The organism is Telluria sp. ZT3P39 (genome assembly GCF_059685935.1).
On sequence record NZ_JCASIH010000008.1, the window covers coordinates 61,899 to 82,569 of the forward strand.

Here is a 20,671-nt window from a genome sequence, read left to right on the forward strand (position 1 = left end):
TGGCAAAGCTTGACACGTAGGGTGGTCGGGGTAATTTTGGGCAATGCCCGAAATTACGAACGACCGCGCGTTCAAATCACGTATGAAAAGAATTTCGCGTCCATACCAACGATGGTTGAACGCGCGGCCGGCAAAGCCGGCCACCCTACAAAATCAATGACGGAAATGCCGCACACCCGTGTACAGCATCACCACGCCCCGCTCATCGGCCGCATCGATCACTTCCTGGTCGCGCATCGAGCCGCCCGGGTGGATGACGCAGGTCGCGCCCGCGTCGACCACCACGTCCAGTCCGTCGCGGAAGGGGAAGAAGGCGTCCGAGGCCACGGCCGAACCACTCAGGGACAGGCCGGCGTTCTGCGCCTTGATCGAGGCGATACGCGCCGAATCGATGCGGCTCATCTGCCCTGCCCCGACGCCGAGGGTCATGCCGTTGGCGCAGAACACGATCGCGTTCGATTTCACGAACTTGGCCACGCGCCAGGCGAACATCAGGTCTTGCAGCTGCTGCTGGGTCGGCTGCTTCTTGCTGACCACGCGCAGTTCACCCAGGCCGACGTTCTTGGCGTCCGGCGCCTGCACCAGCAGGCCGCCGCCGACGCGTTTGACGTCGTAGGCGTTCTGGGCGTCGCCCAGCGGGATCTCGAGCAGGCGCACGTTCTGCTTGGCCGCCATGATCTGGCGTGCCTCGGCGGTGAACGACGGCGCGATCAGCACCTCGACGAACAGCTTGGACACGGCTTGCGCAGCACGGCCATCGACTTCGACATTGAAGGCGATGATGCCGCCAAAGGCCGAGGTCGGGTCGGTCTGCAACGCGCGCCCGTAGGCGTCCAGCGCATCGGTGCCGATCGCCACGCCGCAGGGGTTGGCGTGCTTGACGATCACGCAGCCGGCAGGCTGTCCCAGGCCGCCGAGCGACTTGACGCATTCCCATGCCGCGTCGGCATCGGCGATGTTGTTATACGAGAGTTCCTTGCCCTGCAGCTGGGTGTAGGCGGCAAGTAGACCGGCCCCGAGCGTCAGGTCGCGGTAGAAGGCGGCGCCCTGGTGCGGGTTCTCGCCGTAGCGCATGTCCTGGACTTTTTCGAACGTCATGTTCAGGGTCTGCGGATAGCTGGCGCGGGTCGCGTGGGCACGATCATCGCCCAGGCTGGTGAGATAGTTGGTGATGGCGCCGTCGTATTGCGCGGTGTGAGCGAACACTTTCTTGGCCAGGCGGAACTTGGTCTCGTAGCTGACCGGGCCGGCAGTAGAACCGGTGCCCTTCATTTCCGCCAGCACCACGCCGTAGTCCGCCGGGTCGCAGATGACGACCACATCGCGGTGGTTCTTGGCGGCCGAGCGCAGCATGGTCGGGCCGCCGATGTCGATGTTTTCGATCGCGTCTTCCAGCGAGCACTCTTGCTTGGCGACGGTCTGCTGGAACGGGTAGAGATTGACCACGACCATGTCGATCTGCGGGATGCCGTGTTCGTCGAGCTTGGCCACGTGCTCGGGCAGGTCGCGGCGCGCCAGGATGCCGCCGTGCACCTTCGGGTGCAGGGTCTTGACCCGGCCGTCGAGCATTTCCGGGAAACCGGTGTAGTCAGCGACTTCGGTCACCTGCACGCCGTTTTCCTGCAGCAGCTTGGCGGTGCCGCCGGTGGACAGGATGTTGACGCCGAGGCCAGCCAGGGCCTTGGCGAAATCGAGGACGCCGGTCTTGTCGGAGACGGAAATCAGTGCTTGTTTGATCATGGTGTGGCCTGTTGTTGAGAATTGGTGCGTCCGGGCGCGCGGACCTTGTAGCGGCCGCGCCCCAACGCACGGCCCACGCCATGCAATGCTTTAGAGGAGACCGTGCTCCTGGAGTTTCTTGCGCAAAGTGTTCCGGTTGATGCCCAGCATCTGCGCCGCATGCGACTGATTGCCGTCGGCGCGCGTCATGACCACTTCGAGGACCGGTTTTTCCACGGTCAGGACCATCATGTCGTAGATGTTCGTCGGCTTTTGCTCGCCCAAATCATTGAAATAATCCTCGAGGCTTTTCTGGACGACTTCCTGGATACTTTCTTTGCTCATGTTCTCTGCTGCTTCATCCTGGTTAATGATTGCTCGCTGCTGGCGCAGCGTGTCCCCGTTTGTTCTATTTTTTATGCACTGCGTACTATTGCTGCTTGCGTCATTGGTGCGACGCGCTGGCTGATTCAAGCCGCCAACGCCTCATCGGCAGGAAGCGCGGGGCGGTATTGTAACCGCTCCCCATGCTCGAGTTGCGATTTGAAGAACAGATCGACCGCCGCCAGTTGCTCGGCGGTGGATTCCAACAAATTCATTCGCTGGCGGAATTCTTCCCCACCAGCCAGGTCTTGCACGTACCAGCCGATGTGCTTGCGGGCCGAACGCACGCCGATGAAATCGCCATAGAAGGCGTAGTGCGCCGGCAGGTGCTCGTTCATCAGCTCGCGCACTTCTTCCACCAGCGGCGCCGGCAAGTGCTCGCCCGTGCGCAGGAAATGGTCGATCTCGCGGCAGATCCAGGGACGGCCCTGGGCGGCGCGGCCGATCATCACGGCGTCCGCCCCGGTGTAGTCGAGCACGAATTTCGCTTTTTCGGGCGTGGTAATGTCGCCATTGGCCACCACCGGGATGTTTACCGACGCCTTGACGGCGCGGATGGTGTCGTATTCGGCGTCGCCCTTGTAGCCGTCGGCGCGGGTGCGGCCGTGCAGGGTCAGCATCTGGATACCGGCCTGCTCGGCCAGGCGCGCGATACGCAGCGCGTTCTTGTTCTGGCGATCCCAGCCGGTGCGGAATTTCAGGGTGACCGGCACGTCCACCGCCTCGACCACCGCGTGCAGGATGCGCTCGACCAGGTCTTCGTGCTGCAGCAGCGCGGAACCGCACCAGCTGTTGCACACCTTTTTCACCGGGCAACCCATGTTGATGTCGATGATCTGGGCGCCGCGCTCGACGTTGAACTTCGCGCAATCGGCCAGGTCTTTCGGGTCGGCGCCGGCGATCTGCACCGCTTTCGGCTCCATTTCCCCGGTGTGGTCGGTGCGGCGCGAGGTCTTTTCGCTGGCCCACAGGCGCGGGTTCGAGGCCGCCATTTCGGACACGGCGTAGCCGGCGCCCAGCTGCTTGCACAGCTGGCGGAACGGCCGGTCCGTCACCCCGGCCATGGGGGCGACAAAGACGTTATTACGCAGGATGTAAGGTCCGATTTGCAAAGCGGAAATCTCAGAAGTTTCTCGGGGAACCTATTATTTTACCTCAATCGCTGCTCAAATTATCGGCAGAATTTTTGGGGGGTGTTGTTTGTGTGATATTGGCAGGGGGTGGCAGTGGGGGTAAAGGATGGCCCACCCCGCCTAGGTCAGGTCATCCAGCACCGCCGGCTGAAGATGCCCCACCTCGCCCCAGCTCAGCAGACGCAAGCCGCCCTGCTCCACCACGAACCGGTTGACGCTCGCATTAAGCACCTTGAAGTCGCGTGGTGTCTCCAGCGACAGGCCGAGCGCCGCCCGGTAGGCGCATTCGAGCACGCCGCCGTGGGCCACGAAGGCCAGGGTCTTGCCGGGGTGCGCCGCCGCCTGCTTGACGATGGCCGCCCTCACCCGGTCGAAAAACTGCCGGAAGCTCTCTCCCCGGTTGGCGCCCGGCGGCAGGACGCCGTCGACGTCGCGCCCCTGCCAGGCGGCGAACTCGCGCGGGAAGCGGGTCGCGATCTCGCTGTAGAGCAGGCCTTCGAAGCCGCCATAGCAGCGCTCGCGCAGCGCCGGGTCGGTGACAACCATCATGCCGCGTTCGCGGGCGATCGCGTCGGCGGTCTGGCGGGCCCGCGTCAGGTCGCTGGAAACGATGTGGTCGATCCGCTCCGGCGCCAGGGCCGCGGCAAGCAGCGCGGCCTGGCGTTCGCCCTCGGCGTTGAGGGCGATGTCGATATGGCCCTGGAGCCGGCGTTCGGCGTTCCAGGCGGTTTCGCCATGGCGGATCAGGAGGATGGTGGTGGGGTGCGCGTTGTCGTTCGAAAGCATGAGGTCCCTTCGCCCGAACCTCAAGGCGGTTTGTGGCGCGCCCGACAGGCGCTTACGTTAATGACGGCGCGATGGCCGGATTGAGCGAATAAATGCCGAAGGTCCGTGCTTCGTCGAGGATGTGGCCGCGGATGGCCCGCTGCAGCGTCGCACCGGTAAAGGCGCCTTCGAGCGGCAGGCGCGGGATGTCGAGCGCATACATTGTAAACACATAGGTATGGACCCGCTCGTCGTTCCATGGCGGACAGGGGCCGTCGTAGCCATAGTATTCGCCGGCCATGTCGGGGTCGCCCGCGAACCAGCTCGTGTAGTCGTTGATTCCGTGACGCAACTGGTGCTCGGTGCCGTTCTTGATGGTGAAGGGCACCAGCGGACCGGGCTTGCCGTGGGGCGTGACCATGTCGGAGAACACGCCTTCGGGGAAGGATTTCAGCACGGTCGGGATATCGATCAGGGTCCAGTGGAAGAAATCGACCCGCGGCAGGGTATCGGGTACGGTCTTGCCTTCCTGGTTGACCCGGTCGCCGTTTGACGGCACGTCGGGGTCGCGACAGATCAGCACCAGCGAATTGGTGCCGGGTGGCACGTCCTCCCAGGCCAGGTGCGGGCTGCGGTTGTTCGACAGCCTGACGTGGCTGACGGGGTCGATCGCCGCAAAAGCGCATTCCGGCGGGATCGCCTCGCCTTCGATAAATGACTCGCTCCAGATTCGCATACGTCCTCCCAGGCCATATTGCTATTGACTCCCGTGGCCAGCGCGGGTTTCAGCGCAACCGGGCGCGAATCAACGCAAAACCCCGATCGGATCAACCTGCAGCCAGAAAGTCACCGGGCCGTCGTTGACGAGGCCGACTTTCATGTCGGCGCCGAACTTGCCGGTCTCGACGCTGCCATGGCGTTCCCTGGCCTGGCGCACGACATGGTCGAACAGGCGCCGCCCCTCTTCGGGCGCCGCCGCCGGCGAAAACGAGGGACGCGTGCCCGATTTGGTATCGGCCGCGAGGGTGAACTGCGGCACCAGCAGCAGGCCGCCAGCGGTATCGGTAATGCTGCGGTTCATCTTGCCGGCCTCGTCGGAAAACACGCGATAGCCCAGCAGCTTGGCCAGCAACAGGTCGGCTTCGCGCTCGGTATCGCCCTTCTCGGCGCAGACCAGCACCATCAGGCCGGCCTCGATGGCGCCGACGACCTTGCCGTCGACGCGCACGCTGGCTTCACTGACCCGCTGCAGCAGGGCAATCATGCAGCCGGCGCCCCGGCAAAGATCACGCGGGCGAACTTGCGCTTGCCCACTTGCATGACGAAACTGCCGGCCTCGACTTGCAGGCCCTTGTCGCTGACCACGGCGCCATCGATGCGCACGCCGCCCTGGTCGATCATGCGCATGGCTTCCGAGGTCGAGGCGCACAGGCCTGCCTGCTTGAGCAATTGCGCCACGCCCATCGGAGCGCCCGACAGGCTGACTTCCGGCACGTCGTCCGGGATGCCGCCCTTGGAGCGGTTGACGAAGTCGGCCAGCGCATCGTCTGCGGCTTGGGCCGAGTGGAAGCGCGCCACGATTTCCTTGCCCAGCGCCACTTTCGCATCGCGCGGGTTGGCGCCGCCGGCGACTTCGGCCTTCACCGCCTCGATCTCGGCGATCGAACGGAAGGACAGCAGGTTGTAGTACTTCCACATCATGTCGTCGGAAATACTCATCAGTTTGCCGAACATGGTGCTCGGGGCTTCGGTGATGCCGATGTAGTTGTTTTTCGATTTCGACATCTTTTCGATGCCGTCCAGGCCCTCGAGCAGCGGCATGGTCAGGATGCACTGCTGCTCTTGCCCATAATCTTTTTGAAGCGCGCGGCCAACAAGAAGGTTGAATTTCTGGTCGGTGCCCCCAAGTTCCAGGTCCGCCTGCAGGGCGACCGAATCATAGCCTTGCATCAAAGGGTAAAGGAACTCGTGCACCGCAATCGGTGTCCCACTCTTGTAGCGCTTGGTGAAATCGTCCCGTTCCATCATCTGGGCAACGGTGTAGCGCGAGGCAAGCTGGATCATGCCCCGTGCGCCCAGCGGGTCGCACCACTCTGAGTTGTAGCGAATTTCCGTACGCGCGGCGTCCAGCACCAACGATGCCTGACGGAAATACGTCATCGCATTTTCTTCGATCTGCTCGCGGGTCAGCGGCGGACGAGTGGCATTTCGGCCCGACGGGTCGCCAATCATCGATGTGAAGTCGCCGATCAGGAAAATCACCTGGTGGCCGAGGTCTTGCAATTGACGCATCTTGTTGAGCACTACCGTGTGGCCAAGGTGCAGGTCAGGTGCGGTCGGGTCCAGGCCCAGCTTGATGCGCAGCGGCTTGCCGCTCTGTTCGGAGCGCGCCAGCTTTTGGGCAAATTCGCTCTCGATCAGCAGTTCATCGACACCGCGCCTGGTAATGGCGAGCGCCTCGCGCACCTTGTCCGTCAACGGCAAGGGGGCGGAAGAATTCACCGGGGCGCCGTTACCGGAGGAAACAATTGAAGTCATAAGTCTTGTAGGAAATTGGCTAAAGCGGTTGTAGGACCAGATCTAAGTGGTATAATGCTCGATCCCGTTTCTATTTCCTGTAGAAAACTTTTCAAATCTACAAGAAGCAGGAATCCTGGAAGTTCAGCCGCAAATTTTAACTGATTGCATGAACATTACACATAAAATTACCCCTAAAAGCCTGCTCCAGCTGGTGCCGGTAACCCGCAAGGCGCGTATCCTCAGCGCCGGTGCGGTGTTCCTGAGCGCGTGCGCTTTCAGCGCCATTGGTGTCTCGCCGATCACTGCCGACACGTCCGACGTGCCGGTCAAGTCGATCCAGCAGAACCTGGAAATGCCGAACCTGGCAGACCAGATCGCCGCCCTCCAGCAAAACGAGCAGCAATTCATCCACGAAGAGCGCATCCGCCCTGGCGATTCGCTCGGCTCCCTCTTCAACCGCCTCGGTGTCGACGACGCCCAAGCGCAAAAATTCGTTCGTTCCAATAAAACCGCCCGCCGCCTGCTGTCGCTCAAGACCGGCAAGCGCGTCCAGGCCGAAACCGATGAAAATGGCCTGCTGCTGTCGATGCGCGCCACCATCACCGACGCCAAGGGTGGCGATGCACGCCAGGTGACGGTCGAGCGCAAGGGCGAAGACTTCGTCGCCGTCGAGGCGCCGGCCAAGCTCGAGCGCCGCGTCGAAATGCGTTCGCGTGAAATCAAGGGCTCGCTGTTCTCGGCCACCGACTCGAACGTCGATGGCGGCAGCATGCCGGACTCGATCGTTCGCGAAATGATCGAGATGTTCTCGACCAACATCGACTTCCGCTCGGACATCAAGCGCGGCGACCGTTTCAACGTCGTGTACGAAACCTTCTGGCTCGACGGCGAACTGGTGAAAACCGGCCGCGTCCTGGCCGGCGAATTCGTCAACCGCGGCGTGGCCTACCAGTCGGTCTGGTTCGAAGACCCGGTCACCAAGCAGGGCGGCTACTACAGCCTCGACGGCAAGGCCCTGAAAAAGGCCTTCCTCAAGTCGCCGCTGGAATTCTCGCGCATCTCGTCGGGCTTCTCGATGCGCGTGCACCCGCTGTCGGGCAAGTGGAAAGCGCACAAGGGCGTCGACTACGCCGCTACCCAGGGCACCCCGATCCGCGCCTCGGCCGACGGCACCGTCGATTTCGCCGGCAACAGCGGCGGCTACGGCAACCAGGTCGTCCTGAAGCACTGGTCGAACTACAGCACCGCCTATGCCCACATGAGCCGCTTCGCTCCGGGCATCCGCAAGGGCAGCAAGATCAGCCAGGGCCAGGTCATCGGCTATGTCGGCTCGACCGGCTGGTCGACCGGCCCCCACCTGCACTACGAGTTCCGCGTTTCCGGCGACGCCAAGGATCCGAACAAGTTCAAGTCGCTGGCGCAGCAGCCGCTGACCGCGGCCGAACTGAACCGCTTCCGCATGGCCGCAGCCGAAATGAACCACCGTTTCTCGCTGCTGGCACCAAGCGGCAACGCGATGGCAGCCCGCTGATCTTCGTCTCCTGACGTAAAACGCCCCGCCGCATCTTGCATGCCGCGGGGCGTTTTGTTTGGCGCAGGGAGCGTTTCTTGCCCGCGCTGTTGCTTCCGGCGTGACACTATCTACCTCTGCATGAGGCGGTTCCGTTCGGTAGCGCGCTTAGCTTGCTGTATATATTTTAGGCAAGATACTTGTAGGTGTAATGCAGGCCGCATGCTACCCTGACCCTTAATCAGTCTTTCCCGACTGAACAATAAGGCAGTATGCAACCCCGGCAAGACCCGAACCAGAACCACCTCCTCGCTGCCCTGCTCGACGCCGAGTTCGACCGCCTCTCCCCTCACCTCCAGCTCGTTCCCCTGCTCCTTGGCGATGTCCTGTCCGAATCCGGCGCCAAGCCGGACTACGTCTATTTTCCGACGACCGCCATTATTTCGATCCACTACCTGCTGGAAAACGGCGGTTCATCGGAAATTGCCGGGGTCGGGAACGAGGGCATGCTGGGCGTCGCGCTCTTCATGGGCGGCAGCACCACGCCCAGCCGCGCCGTGATCCAGACCGGCGGCTTCGGCTACCGGCTGCCGGTGCGCGTCCTGATGGACGAGTTCGACCGCGCCGGCCCGGTGATGCGCCTGCTGCTGCGCTACACCCAGGCCTTGCTGACCCATATGTCGCAGACGGCTGTGTGCAACCGCCATCACAGCGTGGAACAGCAACTGTGCCGCTGGCTGCTGCTGACGCTCGACCGCCTCGGCACCGGCGAATTGACCATGACGCAGGAACTGATCTCGAACATGCTCGGCGTGCGCCGCGAAGGCGTGACCGAAGCGGCCGGCCGCCTGCAGGTACGCGGCTATATCAGTTCGCGGCGCGGCCACATCACCGTGCTCGACCGGCTCGGCCTGGAAGACCAGGTGTGCGAATGCTATGTCGTGGTCAAGAAGGAATTCGCACGGCTCCTGTCGGACGTGCGCCAACGCCAGCCCGCCGGCCTGCCCGCGCGCGCTGCCTGAGCGCGCCATCGCCGACACCTCCCGGGCGCAGGCTGGCGCCCCTTGTCCCATTTGAGATAGCACTATGCGAAACAAGCGACACATTTCCGTCGAGCGCCTGATGGCGGCCGGCTTCATTGCCACCTTTACCGTCCTGCTCCTGGTCAGCGCGGTGGCTCTCGACGAAGGCGCCGTGAGCCATTCGGCTGCGCTGCGCATCGGGACCAGCCTCGGCTTGCTGCTGTGCGTGCTGGCCGGCTTGCTGGTCGTGGCCAGGCGCCAGGCGCGCCTGCGCAAGATCATGCAAGCACAGGAGCCGGCGCCGGCCGAGTCCCTGCTGAAAGCCGGCGCGCTGCAGGACGCCATCTTCAACAGCGAAAATTTCTCCAGCATCGCCACCGATGCCGAGGGCGTGATCCAGATCTTCAACGTCGGCGCCCAGCGCATGCTCGGCTATGCCCCGAAGGACGTGGTCAACAAGCTGACCCCGGCCAGCATTTCGGATGCGAAGGAACTGATCGAACGTGCGGCCGCGCTGAGCCTGGAATCCGGCGCCACGATCCGCCCCGGCTTCGAGGCGCTGGTCTACAAGGCCGTGCGCGGCATCGAAGACATCTACGAGCTGACCTATATCCGCGCCGACGGCACCCGCTTCCCGGCGCTGGTCTCGGTCACCGCCCTGCGCGGCGCCCGCGACGAAGTCATCGGCTTCCTGCTGATCGGCACCGACAATACCGCCCGCAAGCAGGTCGAGGCCGAGCAGGAACTGCTCGACCAGCGCCTGCGCGACCAGCAGTTCTATACCCGTTCGCTGATCGAATCGAACATCGATCCGCTGATCACGACCGACCCCTGCGGCATCATCAGCGACGTCAACCACCAGATGGAAATGCTGACCGGCCGTACCCGCGACGAACTGATCGGCGCACCCTTCAGGAGCTGTTTCACCGAGCCGCAGCGGAGCGACGAAGCGATCGCCCGCGTGCTCCAGGAAGGCAAGGTCAGGAATTACGAACTGACGGTGCTGGCCTGCGACGGCAAGGAAACGGTGGTCTCGTTCAATGCGACCACGCTGCACGACCGCGACCACAAGCTGCAGGGCGTGTTTGCCGCGGCGCGCGACGTCACCGAGCGCAAGCAGTTCGAACACGCGCTGCAGGAGAGCAATGTCGAGCTGCATGCGGCACGCGAAGCGGCCGACAAGGCCAACCTGGCCAAATCCGAATTCCTGTCGAGCATGAGCCATGAGCTGCGCACGCCGCTCAATGCGGTGCTCGGCTTTGCCCAGCTGATGGGCTCGGAAGTGCCGCCGCCGGACCCGCGCCAGCAGCGCTCGATCGACCAGATCCTGAAAGGCGGCTGGTACCTGCTGCGCCTGATCAATGAGATCCTCGACCTGACCATGATCGAGGCCGGCAAGGTGACGATGTCGCAGGAATCGATGTCGATCAACGAAGTCTTGCAGGACTGCAAGGGCATGATCGAGCCGCAGGCCACCAAGCGCGGCATCGGGATGAGCTTCCCGGCGCCCGACAACGTGTTCTACGTGCACGCCGACCGCACCCGCATCAAGCAGGTCATGATCAACCTGCTGTCGAACGCCATCAAGTATAACGGCCTCGGCGGCAGCGTCATCGTCCAGTGCGCCAACAGCGGCACCGATCGCGTGCGCATCAGCGTCAAGGATACCGGCGCCGGCCTGTCGGCCGAGCAACTGGCGCAATTGTTCCAGCCATTCAACCGCCTCGGCCAGCACGACAGCGTCGAAGAAGGCACGGGCATCGGGCTGGTGGTGACCAGGCAACTGGTCGAGCTGATGGGTGGCCAGATCGGCGTCGACAGCATCGTCGACGTGGGCACCGTGTTCTGGGTGGAATTCGCGGCCTCCGCGCCGCCGACCCTGCTGCTGGACAATATCGACGATGGGGCACTCGAACGCCGCCCGGTGCTGCCGCGGGAATTGGCCGACCAGCCGACCCTGCTGTACGTGGAAGACAACCCGGCCAACCTGGCCCTGGTCGAGCAGCTGATCGCGCGCCGCGGCGACCTGAAACTGCTCACGGCCATCGACGCCCACCTCGGCATCGAACTGGCGCGCGCCTACCTGCCGGACGTAATCCTGATGGACATCAATTTGCCGGGCATGAGCGGCTATGGCGCCCTGAAACGCCTGCGCGAGGATCCCCTCACGGCGCACATCCCGGTGCTGGCGCTGTCGGCCAATGCCGTGCCGCGCGATATCGAAAAAGGGCTGGAAGCGGGCTTCTTCCGCTACCTGACCAAACCGATCCGCGTGCACGAATTCATGAATGCGCTCGATCTCGCGCTGGTGCACGCCGCCGCTTACTGCCCGACGCCGCCCGACAACGAACTCCCACCTCACCACGACGATGACCATTCACGGAACTGCCATGCTTGAAGCCAGCGAAATTCTGAACGCCACCATCCTGATCGTGGATGACCAGGAAGCGAACGTCATGCTGCTCGAGATGATGCTGAATAACGAGGGTTACCAGAACGTCACGACCACCCAGGATCCGCGCACGGTGCGTGCCCTGCACCAGGAGCACCGCTTCGACCTGATCCTGCTCGACCTGCAGATGCCCGAGATGGACGGATTCGAGGTGATCGAGGCGCTCAAGGAGATCGAAGTCGGCGGCTACCTGCCGGTGCTGGTGATCACGGCTCAGCCGGCACACAAGCTGCGCGCCCTGCAGGCGGGAGCGAAAGACTTCGTCAGCAAGCCTTTCGATTTCGTGGAAATGCAAACCCGCATCCACAACATGCTGGAAGTGCGCCTGCTCTACCGGCGGCTGAACGACCACAACCGCCTGCTCGAGCAGACCGTGCTCGAGCGCACGGCCGAGTTGCGGCAGAGCGAAGCGCGTTTCCAGCGCTTCACGGAGCTGTCGTCGGACTGGTATTGGGAGCAGGATGCGGCCGGCAAGCTGACGCAGTTCTCCGGTCCCGTGGAAGAGATGCTCGGCATCAGCCATGGCGCCACGACCGAGGAATTGGCGGCGGCCGGCTGGAACGTCGAGGAACGGGCCACGCTCGACGCCCGCATCGCGAACCGCCAGCCCTTCCTCGACTTCGTCTACAGCCGCACCCTGCCGGACGGCCGGATCCAGACCCTCCAGGTCAGTGGCGAACCGATGTTCGACGCAGCCAGTGCGTTTGTTGGCTACCGCGGCATCGGGCTCGATATCAGCGAACGCATGCAGCGAACAGGATGATGTGAAGGACGCCGCCTGCAAACTGCATGGCGGCAATAACTTGTGTTCGGTTCCGAACGGAACTACCTCAAGCGGCGGAGCATGATGGTCCTACTCCCCGCTACCGCCCCTCCCCCGGTCACCTGACCTGGGGCTGCGCCTCCCGGCCGATTTCCCCTCCCGCCACGCAACGCTGCCCGACGCCGTCGAGCCGTTGGCCTGCTGCGGCGCACGACCCCATACAAGGATTCACCATGAAACATTCCCTCATCCTGCTCGCCATCGCCGCTACCTTTACCCTGTCGGCCTGCCAGCGCGAAGCGCCGCCGCCGGTCGTCCAGGTGGTCGCCGGTCCTGCCGGTGCGCCTGGCGCAACCGGCGACACCGGCGCCCAGGGCTACGACGGCGAAAAAGGTGACAAGGGCAGGACCGGCGACACGGTGATCGTGGTCCCGCAGCGCTGATCGCAGGCTGGCGGCTCCGGCCGCCAGCCTTGCCTGCACGCGCTGTGACCCCGTCCACATAAGGAGAGAAGCATGATATTAATAGCAGACGATGATTCGGACCTGGCGGAAAATTGCTCGATGATGCTGGAGTCCCACGGCTATGAGGTCAGCGTCGTATTGAGCGCCTCGGAAGCGCTGGCGAGAATCTCGCGCCAGCAGCCCGATCTGCTCATTTCCGATTGCTGCATGCCGGGCATGACCGGGCTGCAGTTGAGCGAGCAACTCAAATCGAGTCCCGTCGATGGGCAGTTTCCCATCTTGCTGATGAGCGGTTCCTTGCAGTGCCAGGTTGCTGGCGGAAAGGCGTACGACGCCTTCCTGCGCAAGCCGTTTCTGGCAGAAGAACTATTACTGCAGGTGCGCACGCTACTACAGAACAGCGCGCCCACCGCCCAGACACATTCAGGAAATCAATGAAATTATCAGACTTTATCCGCAACAATCTTGAATGCATCTTGCAGGAGTGGGAAGATTTCGCGTCGACCCTCGAACCACTTGCAGATGCCAATAAAAAAGAACTGCGGGACCATGCTGCGGCCGTCCTGAAAGCCGTCGCCACCGACCTGGATACCCCCCAGGCCGAGCATGAGAGCATTGCCAAGTCCAAGGGCCAGGGCCCGCAGGCGACAGACGATACCGCGGCCGAGATCCATGCAGCCGACCGGGTCGCCTCGGGCTTCACCGGCGAGCAGGTGATGGCCGAATACCGGGCCCTGCGCTCGAGCGTGCTGCGCCTGTGGGCGCGCCAGGCCGAGATCACGACGGCCGGCGACGTCCAGGACATGATCCGCTTTAACGAGTCGATCGACCAGGCCCAGACCGAATCCATGGCGCGCTACGCGAAGATGCTGCGCGAAGCCCAGAACCTCTTCCTGGCCATTCTCGGCCACGATGTCCGCACCCCGCTCGGCGCCATCAGCATGGGCGCCCAGGTGCTGCTGCAGGACCAGACTCTGCCGGCGAAAGTCCTGAAGGTTGCCCTGCGCATCTTCAACAGCACGAAACGAATGGATGCGATTGTCCGCGACCTGCTGGACTTTTCGACGACCCACCTTGGCGACGGCATCCCGGTCGATCCGCACACCGTGGACCTGGCGGAGATCGGCCAGGGCGTGGTCGAGGAAGCGCGCACCTTCCATCCGGACCGCAAGATCGACCTGGTGGTCGAGGGCGACCTGATCGGCGCCTGGGACGGCGCGCGCATGTCGCAGGCCTTCTCCAACCTCATTTCGAATGCCGTCGAGCACGGCAGGCCGGAAGCAGCGGTCAAGGTAGCCTTGCGCGGCCTCCCGAATGAAGTCATCTACGAGGTGCGCAACCAGGCCGATCCCATCCCGCCGGCCAAGCTGCGCACGCTGTTCGACCCGGTCAAGCGTTTCGCCATCCGTCCTGCAAGCGAGCGCGCCTCCGCACGCACCCAGAACCTGGGGCTGGGGCTATACGTGGTGAAGCAGATTGTCGCGGCGCACGAGGGCGAAGTCTCCGTGATCTCGAACAAGGATGAGGGCGTCGTCATTTCCGCGCGCCTGCCGCGCGTCGTGCCCAATCGCAGGAACGACGACTGACGCATGCGCCGAGCCAGGCCGTGGCCGGGGCGCCCGCACGCTAGGGTTTGGCGCCCTGGCGCCACTCCTTGATGGCTGCGCTGATCGCAACCGCCTCGCGCAGGATGTCTTTCAGCTCCGCTTCTGGCGGCTTGATCTCGCCGTGCAGAATCCAATCGAATTTCTGCGCCATGCTGCGCGCGCGTGCGGCCAGTTCGGGCGGGCCGCGCCGGGCCAGTTCCGGGTTGTTCATTTCTTCGATCGAGATGCCTTCGCGGTGGTACCCATAGATGAAACGCCCAAGCGCCTCGTAGTACGGCGCTTCCGGAGGGCCAACCGCCGCGGCGCTGCTACGCACCGCCTCGTCCCGCCAGGGCGCGCAGGCATCTACATCATAGTCCAGCGCAAGGGCATGGCCATTGGCAGCATAGCGAGTCACGAGGAGCCCATGCTGCGCATGGTAATTGCCCTCGCCCACCGCCTTGTCGGTAAAGCAGACGGCCAGGTCCTCGATGCCGTCGCCATTGATGTCGCGCCGCTCGGTGACCACCATCTGGTAGAACCAGTTCGGCCGCGCGAATTCGACCAGCGACTCCGTTGCCCTGCTCGGCTTCAGCTGGAAATCGGCGAACGTGCGCTGGTCCGGCGTACGGCGCGGCCCGAAGGAACTGCGGATCGAGGCCAGGTCGAATTGTTCCGCCAAAAACTGCCCCAGCCCTTGCTGGGGGAAATGCGAGACCACGGGAGCCGCCTGCGCCGGGGCGGCCAGCGCCAGGCAGCAAACAAGGTGTAGGGCAATGCCGATCTTGTTCATCTTTCACTCCGGATCATTTCGCTCAGGGTAACAGAACGGCAAGGCTGCAAATACGTGGTTTCCCACGCCGGCAGCTGCGCCCCGGCCTGCCTTCCGCTTTTCGGGCGCACCGTTTAGTATGCAGGGGCGCCGGCACGGCCGGCGCTGTCCCATGTCAATCGAGCGAGAACGCATATGAGCCAGTCCCCTTCCCTGTACATCGGCCTGATGTCCGGTACCAGCCTCGACGGCGTTGACGGCGTGCTGGCCGACTTCGCGGGCGGCAGCATCCGCTCGATCGCCGCCGCCTTCACGCCCTTCCCTGCCGCCTTGCGCAGCGAGTTGATGGCGCTGCAGGCCGCCAGCGAGAACGAGCTCGAACGCGAGGCGCTGGCCGCCAACGGCCTGGCGCTGTGCTATGCCGAATGCGTGCGCCAGCTGATGCCCTCCGCCGGCGCGCCGGTCGCGGCAGTCGCGGTGCATGGCCAGACCATCCGCCACCGTCCGGAACTGGGTTTCACGCGCCAGACCAACAACCCCGCGCTGCTGGCCGAGCTGACCGGGATAGATGTCATCGCCGATTTCCGCACCCGCGACGTCGCGGCCGGCGGCCAGGGCGCACCGCTGGTGCCGGCCTTCCACGAAGCGGCCTTCGGCAAGCCGGGCACCGCGCGCGTGGTGGTGAACATCGGCGGGATCGGCAACATCAGCGTGCTGCATGGCGATGGCCGTGTGACCGGTTTCGATACCGGCCCGGGCAATGTCTTGATGGATTTGTGGATCGGCCGCCACCTGGGCAAGCCGTATGACGAAGACGGCGCCTGGGCCGCAAACGGCGCCGTGCACGCGCCGCTGCTCGAAGCGCTGCTCGACGAGCCCTATTTCCGCCAGCCGGCGCCCAAGAGCACGGGCCGCGACCTGTTCCATGACCAATGGCTGGATGCCAAGTTAACGGGCTTCGCCGGCGTGGCGCCGCAGGACGTCATGGCGACGCTGACGCGCCTGACTGCCGTCACGATTGCGGAATCGATCCGTGGCGACAGCGCGGGCGTGGAAGCGATTTATGTGTGCGGCGGCGGCGCCTATAACGCGACTTTGCTGCGCGACATCGGTGTGGCGCTGGGTGGCGTGCAGGTGGAATCGACGGCCGTGCTGGGCGTGGCGCCGAATAGGGTCGAGGCCCTGGCCTTTGCCTGGCTGGGCTACCGCTTCAGCCGGCGCGAGCCGGGCAACTTGCCGGCCGTGACCGGCGCACGCGGGCCGCGCATCCTCGGCGCCCTGTATCCGGCGTAAAAGCGGCGCGAAAATAGAAACGGCCCGGATCAACCGGGCCGTCGACTGCCCGGATCACCGGGCGGCCTGGGGGAACTTTACGCCGAGAACGAGGAGCCGCAACCGCAGGTCGATTGGGCGTTCGGGTTCTTGATGACGAACTGGGCGCCTTCGAGGTCGTCTTTATAATCGATCTCGGCGCCGACCAGGTACTGGTAGCTCATCGAGTCGATCAGCAGCTGGACACCGTTCTTTTCCATCGTGGTGTCGTCTTCGTTGACGATTTCGTCAAAGGTGAAGCCGTACTGGAAACCGGAGCAACCGCCGCCCTGCACGAAGACGCGCAGCTTGAGGTCGGGATTGCCTTCTTCTTCGATCAGCTGTGCAACTTTTTGTGCGGCGCTGTCGGTGAAGTTGATCGGGACGGGGATCGTGTCAAGGTCTTGCACTTCGACGACTGCGGTCATGGGAGAACTCCTGGTGAATTTCGAATTACGCCCATTATAGACCCTAGCCGCAACTCATGCTGCGGACCCGGCCTCGGCGTCGGCCAGATGAAACACCGGCTCGCCGACGGCTTCGTGGGTCAGTTTCCCCGTCACGAGGGCGCCGCCATGCATCTCGAGCAAGCGGTAATGGACATCACCATGTATGCGGCCTTTCGGCTGTAATTCAAGCAGTTCCGACGAATACACGGAGCCGGCGATATAGCCGTTGACCACCAGGCTGGCGCAGCGCACCTCGCCCTCGATGCGGGCATGTTCGGACACGATCAGCATGCTGTCGGCGCCATCGGCCGCGACCACGTTGCCGTGCACTTCGCCGTCGATGCGCAGTCCGCCGGTAAAGCACAGGTCGCCCTCGATCCGGGCCGAGATGCCGACCAGGCTGTCAATCTCGCTTTTCACTTGTCGACCGAACATGTTCCACCCCTCTTGAATGGCGCCGGCGGCGGTTACCGGGGGCGCTGAATGACCTGTGCATTGGTCAATTTACCGTGCTCAACAAGAGTGGCCTTGATCTAGATCGGGTCGGTAGGAAAGCGCGCTCCCGATCCGGCATTGCAAAATGCGCGGCACGAAATACGCCCCGCATCTTCTGACCGTGCGGTGCCGCCTGTTGCTTTCCGGTCGTCCGGTTCTGCCGGCCGTAGCGCTTACCCTTCCTTCGGCTGCGCCACGTCCACCTCCAGCAAGGCGCCGGGCGAGCGTCCCGCGGGAGGATCGAGGATAAAGCGCGGCAGCGACATGAGCAGGCCGGTGTGCGGCAAGCGCACATCGCGCACGCCGCCCGACTGCGAGCGCCGGGCCGCGCCACCGGTGCCGACCAGCGAGGCCAGCCCGAAGTCGCGCATGACGTTGGCGAACACGATGGCCGAAGAATACGTTGCCGGCCCGATCCGCACGTACACCTTGCCGCTGAAATGCAGGGCATTGTCCGGTTGCGGCTGGCGCCAGGTCGAGATTTCACCGTCGGACACCTCGCCATGCACGCCCGGTTGCGGGCGCGACATCGCCCGGTACGTCGATCCGGTACGGTAAGGCGTGGTGGCGAGATAGGGCATGAGCCCGTCCAGCCACATTCCGTCGTCACCGCCGCCATTGTTGCTGATGTCAATGACCAGGCTGGTCACGCCTTCTTTCCGGATCCGGGTGAAGGCTTCGCGCGTGAAGGCCAGGAAACGCGCGGGATCGGACGGGCTGAAGCTGCCGACAGTGAGCACGGCGCTGCCGCCGGGGCGGATCTCGAGATTGAATTGGCGCTCGAACTGCGCTTCGTCGCGCATCAAGCGGGGCGTGGCGCGGCTGCCCGGCAGGTCGACCGTCCGCCTATGCCCGCCCTGCTCGAGCGTCAGGCGGTATCGGCCAGGCGCCCCGTAGGTCTTCCAGTAGAACAGCCCCCAGCGCTGGGCCAGCAGGTTTGCGCGGAATCCCGGCGTATCGCCATGGGCTTTCGCCAGGAGCGTGCGCACCACCGTGCCGGCATCGATCCCGTTAATGGACACGATGCGCGCCGGAGCAGCAGATGGCGTAGGGCGACGCACGAACAGCGCCTTGTCCTCGCCGAGTTCCACCTCGACCGGAAACAGGCTGCCGCCACCGGCCAGCCACGCCAGCGTATCGCCCCGCCAGTCAGGGTAGCCAACAAAGAAATGGCCATCCGCAAGCTGTGGATTCAGCAAGGCCAGCCGCCGCCATGCCTCGTCGCGCGTCAGTCGCGGGGGCACACGCTGGCTCACTCGGTCGAACGCCGCGTCCAAGGCACGCTCATCGGTAGAAAATCCGGGATCCGGATGCATCCGCGCAATCGTTGCGCGCATGAAGGCGATGTCGGCGCGGAACTGGTCAGCCGTAACCTGTTGCAAAGGCTCGCCAGCAACGGCAACGGGTGCCGGCATGCACAGCCATAAGGCCGCAAGCAGGGACAGGAACTGCATTCGCAAAGTCATCATGTGCTCATCCGTTGTCATCAAGCTATTGTTGAAATGTCGTTGAAATAATATACTGATTTTTCAACACAAAACAACAAACGGAGAAAATCATGCCGGATGAATATTGGCAGGTCGACGAGCCTGCCCTGATCGAGGTGCTGGCCTCGCCCATCCGCCAGGAGATTGTCGATACGCTGGGAGCCTCGGGCAAACCGGTCAGCGCAGCCGAGCTTTCCCTCCAGCTCGGCAGGCACGTCGATGGGCTGTATTACCACCTGAAGCTGCTCGCGAAATCGGGACTCGTCGTGGAATCGGTGGATGGCCAGAATGAGGCGCGCCGCTACGCATTGCCCGGTGCACGAACGCTCGCGCTGCAGCTCGCCTACCCCACCGATACCGAGTCCGGCAAACGTGCCCTGCGCAAGTTTTCGCATGCCATGCTGAAAGTGGCGCAGCAGGATTTCGATGAGGGGCTGGACATGCCGGGCGTCGCCACGAGCGGGAGCGCGCGCCAGCTATGGGCGGCGCGCAACAAGGCGTGGCTGAGTGAGGATGAGCTTGCGGAGGCGAATGCGCTGTTGCGGCGCCTGTGCCACCTGATGAGCCAGCCGCGCACGCCGGAGCGCACGCAGCTTCTCAGTTGTGCGTTCGTGCTGGCGCCGCATGTGGCGCGCCCGAAGCGCAGGGGAAGCGATGGAGAGACGGACGGGATAGCGGACGGCGGCTGAAGACGCCGCCCTTGTGGCCTCAAGGCAGCAGCGCGATCTGCTTCAGGCCGGTGGTTTCATCCAGGCCGAACATGAGGTTCATGCACTGCACGGCCTGGCCGGACGCGCCCTTGACCAGGTTGTCCTGCACCACCAGGATGACGACGGTATCGCCACCATCCGGACGGTGCAGCGCCAGGCGCAGCATGTTCGAGCCGCGGGTCGAGCGGGTTTCCGGGTGCGAGCCGAAAGGCATCACATCAACAAAAGCGCTGTCCTTGTATTCGTTCTCGAACAGGGCCTGCAGGGCGGCATCGTCGATGTCCCTGGTCAGGCGCGCGTACAGGGTCGCGTGCATGCCGCGGATCATCGGCACCAGGTGCGGGGTGAACACCAGGCCGACTTTCTGGTCGGTGTAACGGGCCAGCTGGGCCGAGGTTTCCGGCGTGTGGCGGTGGCCGCTCACGCCGTAGGCCTTGAAGTTGTCGCTCGACTCCGAGAACAACGTGCCGATCTCGGCCTTGCGGCCGGCGCCCGAGACGCCGGACTTCGCGTCGGCGATCAGGTTGCCCGCGTCGATCACGCCGGCCTTGAGCAGCGGGTAGAAGCCCAGCTGCATCGTGGTCGGGTAGCAGCCCGGGTTGGCGATCAGGCGCGCGGTCTTGATGGCTTCGCGGTTCAGTTCCGGCAGGCCGTACACGGCTTCCTCGAGCAGCTCGGGCGCGGTGTGCGGGATCTTGTACCATTTTTCGAACGTGGCCTGGTCCTTCAGGCGGAAGTCGGCCGCCAGGTCGATCACCTTGACGCCGGCCGCCAGCAGCGCCGGCGCTTGCGCCATCGCCACGCCGTGCGGGGTGGCGAAGAACACCACGTCGCACTGGGTCAGGTCGGCTTTATCAGGGCTCGAGAAAGCCAGGTCGACGACGCCGCGCAGCGAGGGGAACATGTCGGCCACGGGCAGGCCGTCTTCCTTGCGCGAGGTGATCGCGGTCAGCTGCACGTCGGGACGCGCGGCCAACAGCCGCAGCAATTCCACGCCCGTGTATCCGGTTCCGCCAACGATGCCAACTTTGATCATGTTCTGTTCCTCGTGATGTAAAAATGACCTTTTCAGGACGAGGCTGCATTTTAACAGTCATGAAAAATGCGTGCGGCGCAGGCGGCGAGGGGG

Annotated in this window: 21 protein-coding genes; 9 read left to right on the forward strand and 12 right to left on the reverse strand. The window is 63.9% G+C overall.

Annotated elements, in window-relative coordinates:
* Positions 1-153: 153 nt before the first annotated feature.
* From purH to tyrS, 7 genes are all read right to left on the reverse strand, one after another.
* Positions 154-1,740, reverse strand: a complete 1,587-nt coding sequence (purH, locus tag AC56LR_RS10430; RefSeq protein WP_497130086.1) for a bifunctional phosphoribosylaminoimidazolecarboxamide formyltransferase/IMP cyclohydrolase — start codon at positions 1,738-1,740, stop codon at positions 154-156.
* Positions 1,741-1,830: 90 nt separating this feature from the next.
* Positions 1,831-2,064 carry a helix-turn-helix domain-containing protein gene (locus AC56LR_RS10435; protein WP_027865797.1) on the reverse strand — a complete coding sequence of 78 codons (234 nt, stop codon included), beginning with the start codon at positions 2,062-2,064 and terminating at the stop codon, positions 1,831-1,833.
* Positions 2,065-2,189: 125 nt separating this feature from the next.
* Positions 2,190-3,215 (reverse strand): tRNA dihydrouridine synthase DusB, encoded by a 1,026-nt coding sequence (gene dusB / locus AC56LR_RS10440; protein ID WP_497130088.1) that lies wholly within the window; start codon positions 3,213-3,215, stop codon positions 2,190-2,192.
* A gap of 141 nt (positions 3,216-3,356) precedes the next feature.
* Positions 3,357-4,022, reverse strand: a complete 666-nt coding sequence (locus tag AC56LR_RS10445) for a histidine phosphatase family protein (protein ID WP_497130090.1) — start codon at positions 4,020-4,022, stop codon at positions 3,357-3,359.
* 52 nt (positions 4,023-4,074) lie between these two features.
* On the reverse strand, positions 4,075-4,737 hold the full coding sequence (locus tag AC56LR_RS10450) for a YbhB/YbcL family Raf kinase inhibitor-like protein (protein ID WP_497130092.1): 663 nt from the start codon (positions 4,735-4,737) through the stop codon (positions 4,075-4,077).
* 69 nt (positions 4,738-4,806) lie between these two features.
* Positions 4,807-5,265, reverse strand: a complete 459-nt coding sequence (dtd, locus tag AC56LR_RS10455) for a D-aminoacyl-tRNA deacylase (protein WP_497130093.1) — start codon at positions 5,263-5,265, stop codon at positions 4,807-4,809.
* Entirely contained in the window at positions 5,262-6,503 is a 1,242-nt protein-coding gene (tyrS, locus tag AC56LR_RS10460; RefSeq protein ID WP_497130094.1) for a tyrosine--tRNA ligase, read from the reverse strand. Before tyrS ends, dtd begins: the two co-directional genes overlap by 4 nt.
* A 184-nt stretch (positions 6,504-6,687) precedes the next feature.
* Here tyrS and AC56LR_RS10465 point away from each other — a divergent pair, with 184 nt between their 5' ends.
* The 7 genes from AC56LR_RS10465 to AC56LR_RS10495 all read left to right on the forward strand — a co-directional run bounded on the left by AC56LR_RS10465 (position 6,688) and on the right by AC56LR_RS10495 (position 14,318).
* On the forward strand, positions 6,688-8,052 hold the full coding sequence (locus AC56LR_RS10465) for a M23 family metallopeptidase (protein ID WP_497130095.1): 1,365 nt from the start codon (positions 6,688-6,690) through the stop codon (positions 8,050-8,052).
* Positions 8,053-8,303: 251 nt separating this feature from the next.
* Positions 8,304-9,053: a Crp/Fnr family transcriptional regulator gene (locus AC56LR_RS10470; RefSeq protein WP_497130097.1), complete on the forward strand. Its 750-nt coding sequence runs from the start codon at positions 8,304-8,306 to the stop codon at positions 9,051-9,053.
* Positions 9,054-9,117: 64 nt separating this feature from the next.
* Complete coding sequence (locus tag AC56LR_RS10475) at positions 9,118-11,451, forward strand: PAS domain-containing hybrid sensor histidine kinase/response regulator (RefSeq protein WP_497130098.1); 2,334 nt, start codon at positions 9,118-9,120, stop codon at positions 11,449-11,451.
* The gene (locus AC56LR_RS10480) at positions 11,444-12,268 is read left to right on the forward strand and encodes a response regulator (protein ID WP_497130100.1); all 825 of its coding nucleotides are present in this window, start codon (positions 11,444-11,446) and stop codon (positions 12,266-12,268) included. Before AC56LR_RS10475 ends, AC56LR_RS10480 begins: the two co-directional genes overlap by 8 nt.
* Positions 12,269-12,501: 233 nt before the next feature.
* Positions 12,502-12,711, forward strand: a complete 210-nt coding sequence (locus AC56LR_RS10485; RefSeq protein ID WP_497130102.1) for a hypothetical protein — start codon at positions 12,502-12,504, stop codon at positions 12,709-12,711.
* Positions 12,712-12,783: 72 nt separating this feature from the next.
* Positions 12,784-13,170, forward strand: a complete 387-nt coding sequence (locus tag AC56LR_RS10490) for a response regulator (RefSeq protein WP_497130103.1) — start codon at positions 12,784-12,786, stop codon at positions 13,168-13,170.
* Positions 13,167-14,318 carry an ATP-binding protein gene (locus tag AC56LR_RS10495; RefSeq protein ID WP_497130105.1) on the forward strand — a complete coding sequence of 384 codons (1,152 nt, stop codon included), beginning with the start codon at positions 13,167-13,169 and terminating at the stop codon, positions 14,316-14,318. Before AC56LR_RS10490 ends, AC56LR_RS10495 begins: the two co-directional genes overlap by 4 nt.
* A 40-nt stretch (positions 14,319-14,358) precedes the next feature.
* On the opposite strand, the gene AC56LR_RS10500 is transcribed toward AC56LR_RS10495, so the two are convergent.
* Complete coding sequence (locus tag AC56LR_RS10500) at positions 14,359-15,111, reverse strand: hypothetical protein (RefSeq protein ID WP_497130107.1); 753 nt, start codon at positions 15,109-15,111, stop codon at positions 14,359-14,361.
* 174 nt (positions 15,112-15,285) lie between these two features.
* On the opposite strand from AC56LR_RS10500, the gene AC56LR_RS10505 reads away from it, so the two are divergent.
* Positions 15,286-16,383, forward strand: coding sequence for an anhydro-N-acetylmuramic acid kinase (locus AC56LR_RS10505; RefSeq protein WP_497130109.1), 1,098 nt, complete (start codon positions 15,286-15,288; stop codon positions 16,381-16,383).
* Between the two features lie 77 nt (positions 16,384-16,460).
* On the opposite strand, the gene erpA is transcribed toward AC56LR_RS10505, so the two are convergent.
* The 3 genes from erpA to AC56LR_RS10520 form a co-directional block, all read right to left on the reverse strand.
* Positions 16,461-16,829 (reverse strand): iron-sulfur cluster insertion protein ErpA, encoded by a 369-nt coding sequence (gene erpA, locus AC56LR_RS10510; RefSeq protein ID WP_489875586.1) that lies wholly within the window; start codon positions 16,827-16,829, stop codon positions 16,461-16,463.
* 54 nt (positions 16,830-16,883) lie between these two features.
* A complete protein-coding gene (locus AC56LR_RS10515; RefSeq protein WP_497130111.1) occupies positions 16,884-17,285 on the reverse strand; it encodes a bactofilin family protein in 402 nt (133 codons plus the stop codon).
* Between the two features lie 233 nt (positions 17,286-17,518).
* The gene (locus tag AC56LR_RS10520) at positions 17,519-18,814 is read right to left on the reverse strand and encodes a S41 family peptidase (RefSeq protein WP_497130113.1); all 1,296 of its coding nucleotides are present in this window, start codon (positions 18,812-18,814) and stop codon (positions 17,519-17,521) included.
* A gap of 89 nt (positions 18,815-18,903) precedes the next feature.
* Here AC56LR_RS10520 and AC56LR_RS10525 point away from each other — a divergent pair, with 89 nt between their 5' ends.
* The gene (locus AC56LR_RS10525; protein ID WP_497130115.1) at positions 18,904-19,521 is read left to right on the forward strand and encodes an ArsR/SmtB family transcription factor; all 618 of its coding nucleotides are present in this window, start codon (positions 18,904-18,906) and stop codon (positions 19,519-19,521) included.
* Positions 19,522-19,540: 19 nt separating this feature from the next.
* On the opposite strand, the gene argC is transcribed toward AC56LR_RS10525, so the two are convergent.
* Positions 19,541-20,578, reverse strand: coding sequence for an N-acetyl-gamma-glutamyl-phosphate reductase (argC, locus tag AC56LR_RS10530; protein WP_497130117.1), 1,038 nt, complete (start codon positions 20,576-20,578; stop codon positions 19,541-19,543).
* Between the last annotated feature and the right edge of the window lie 93 nt (positions 20,579-20,671).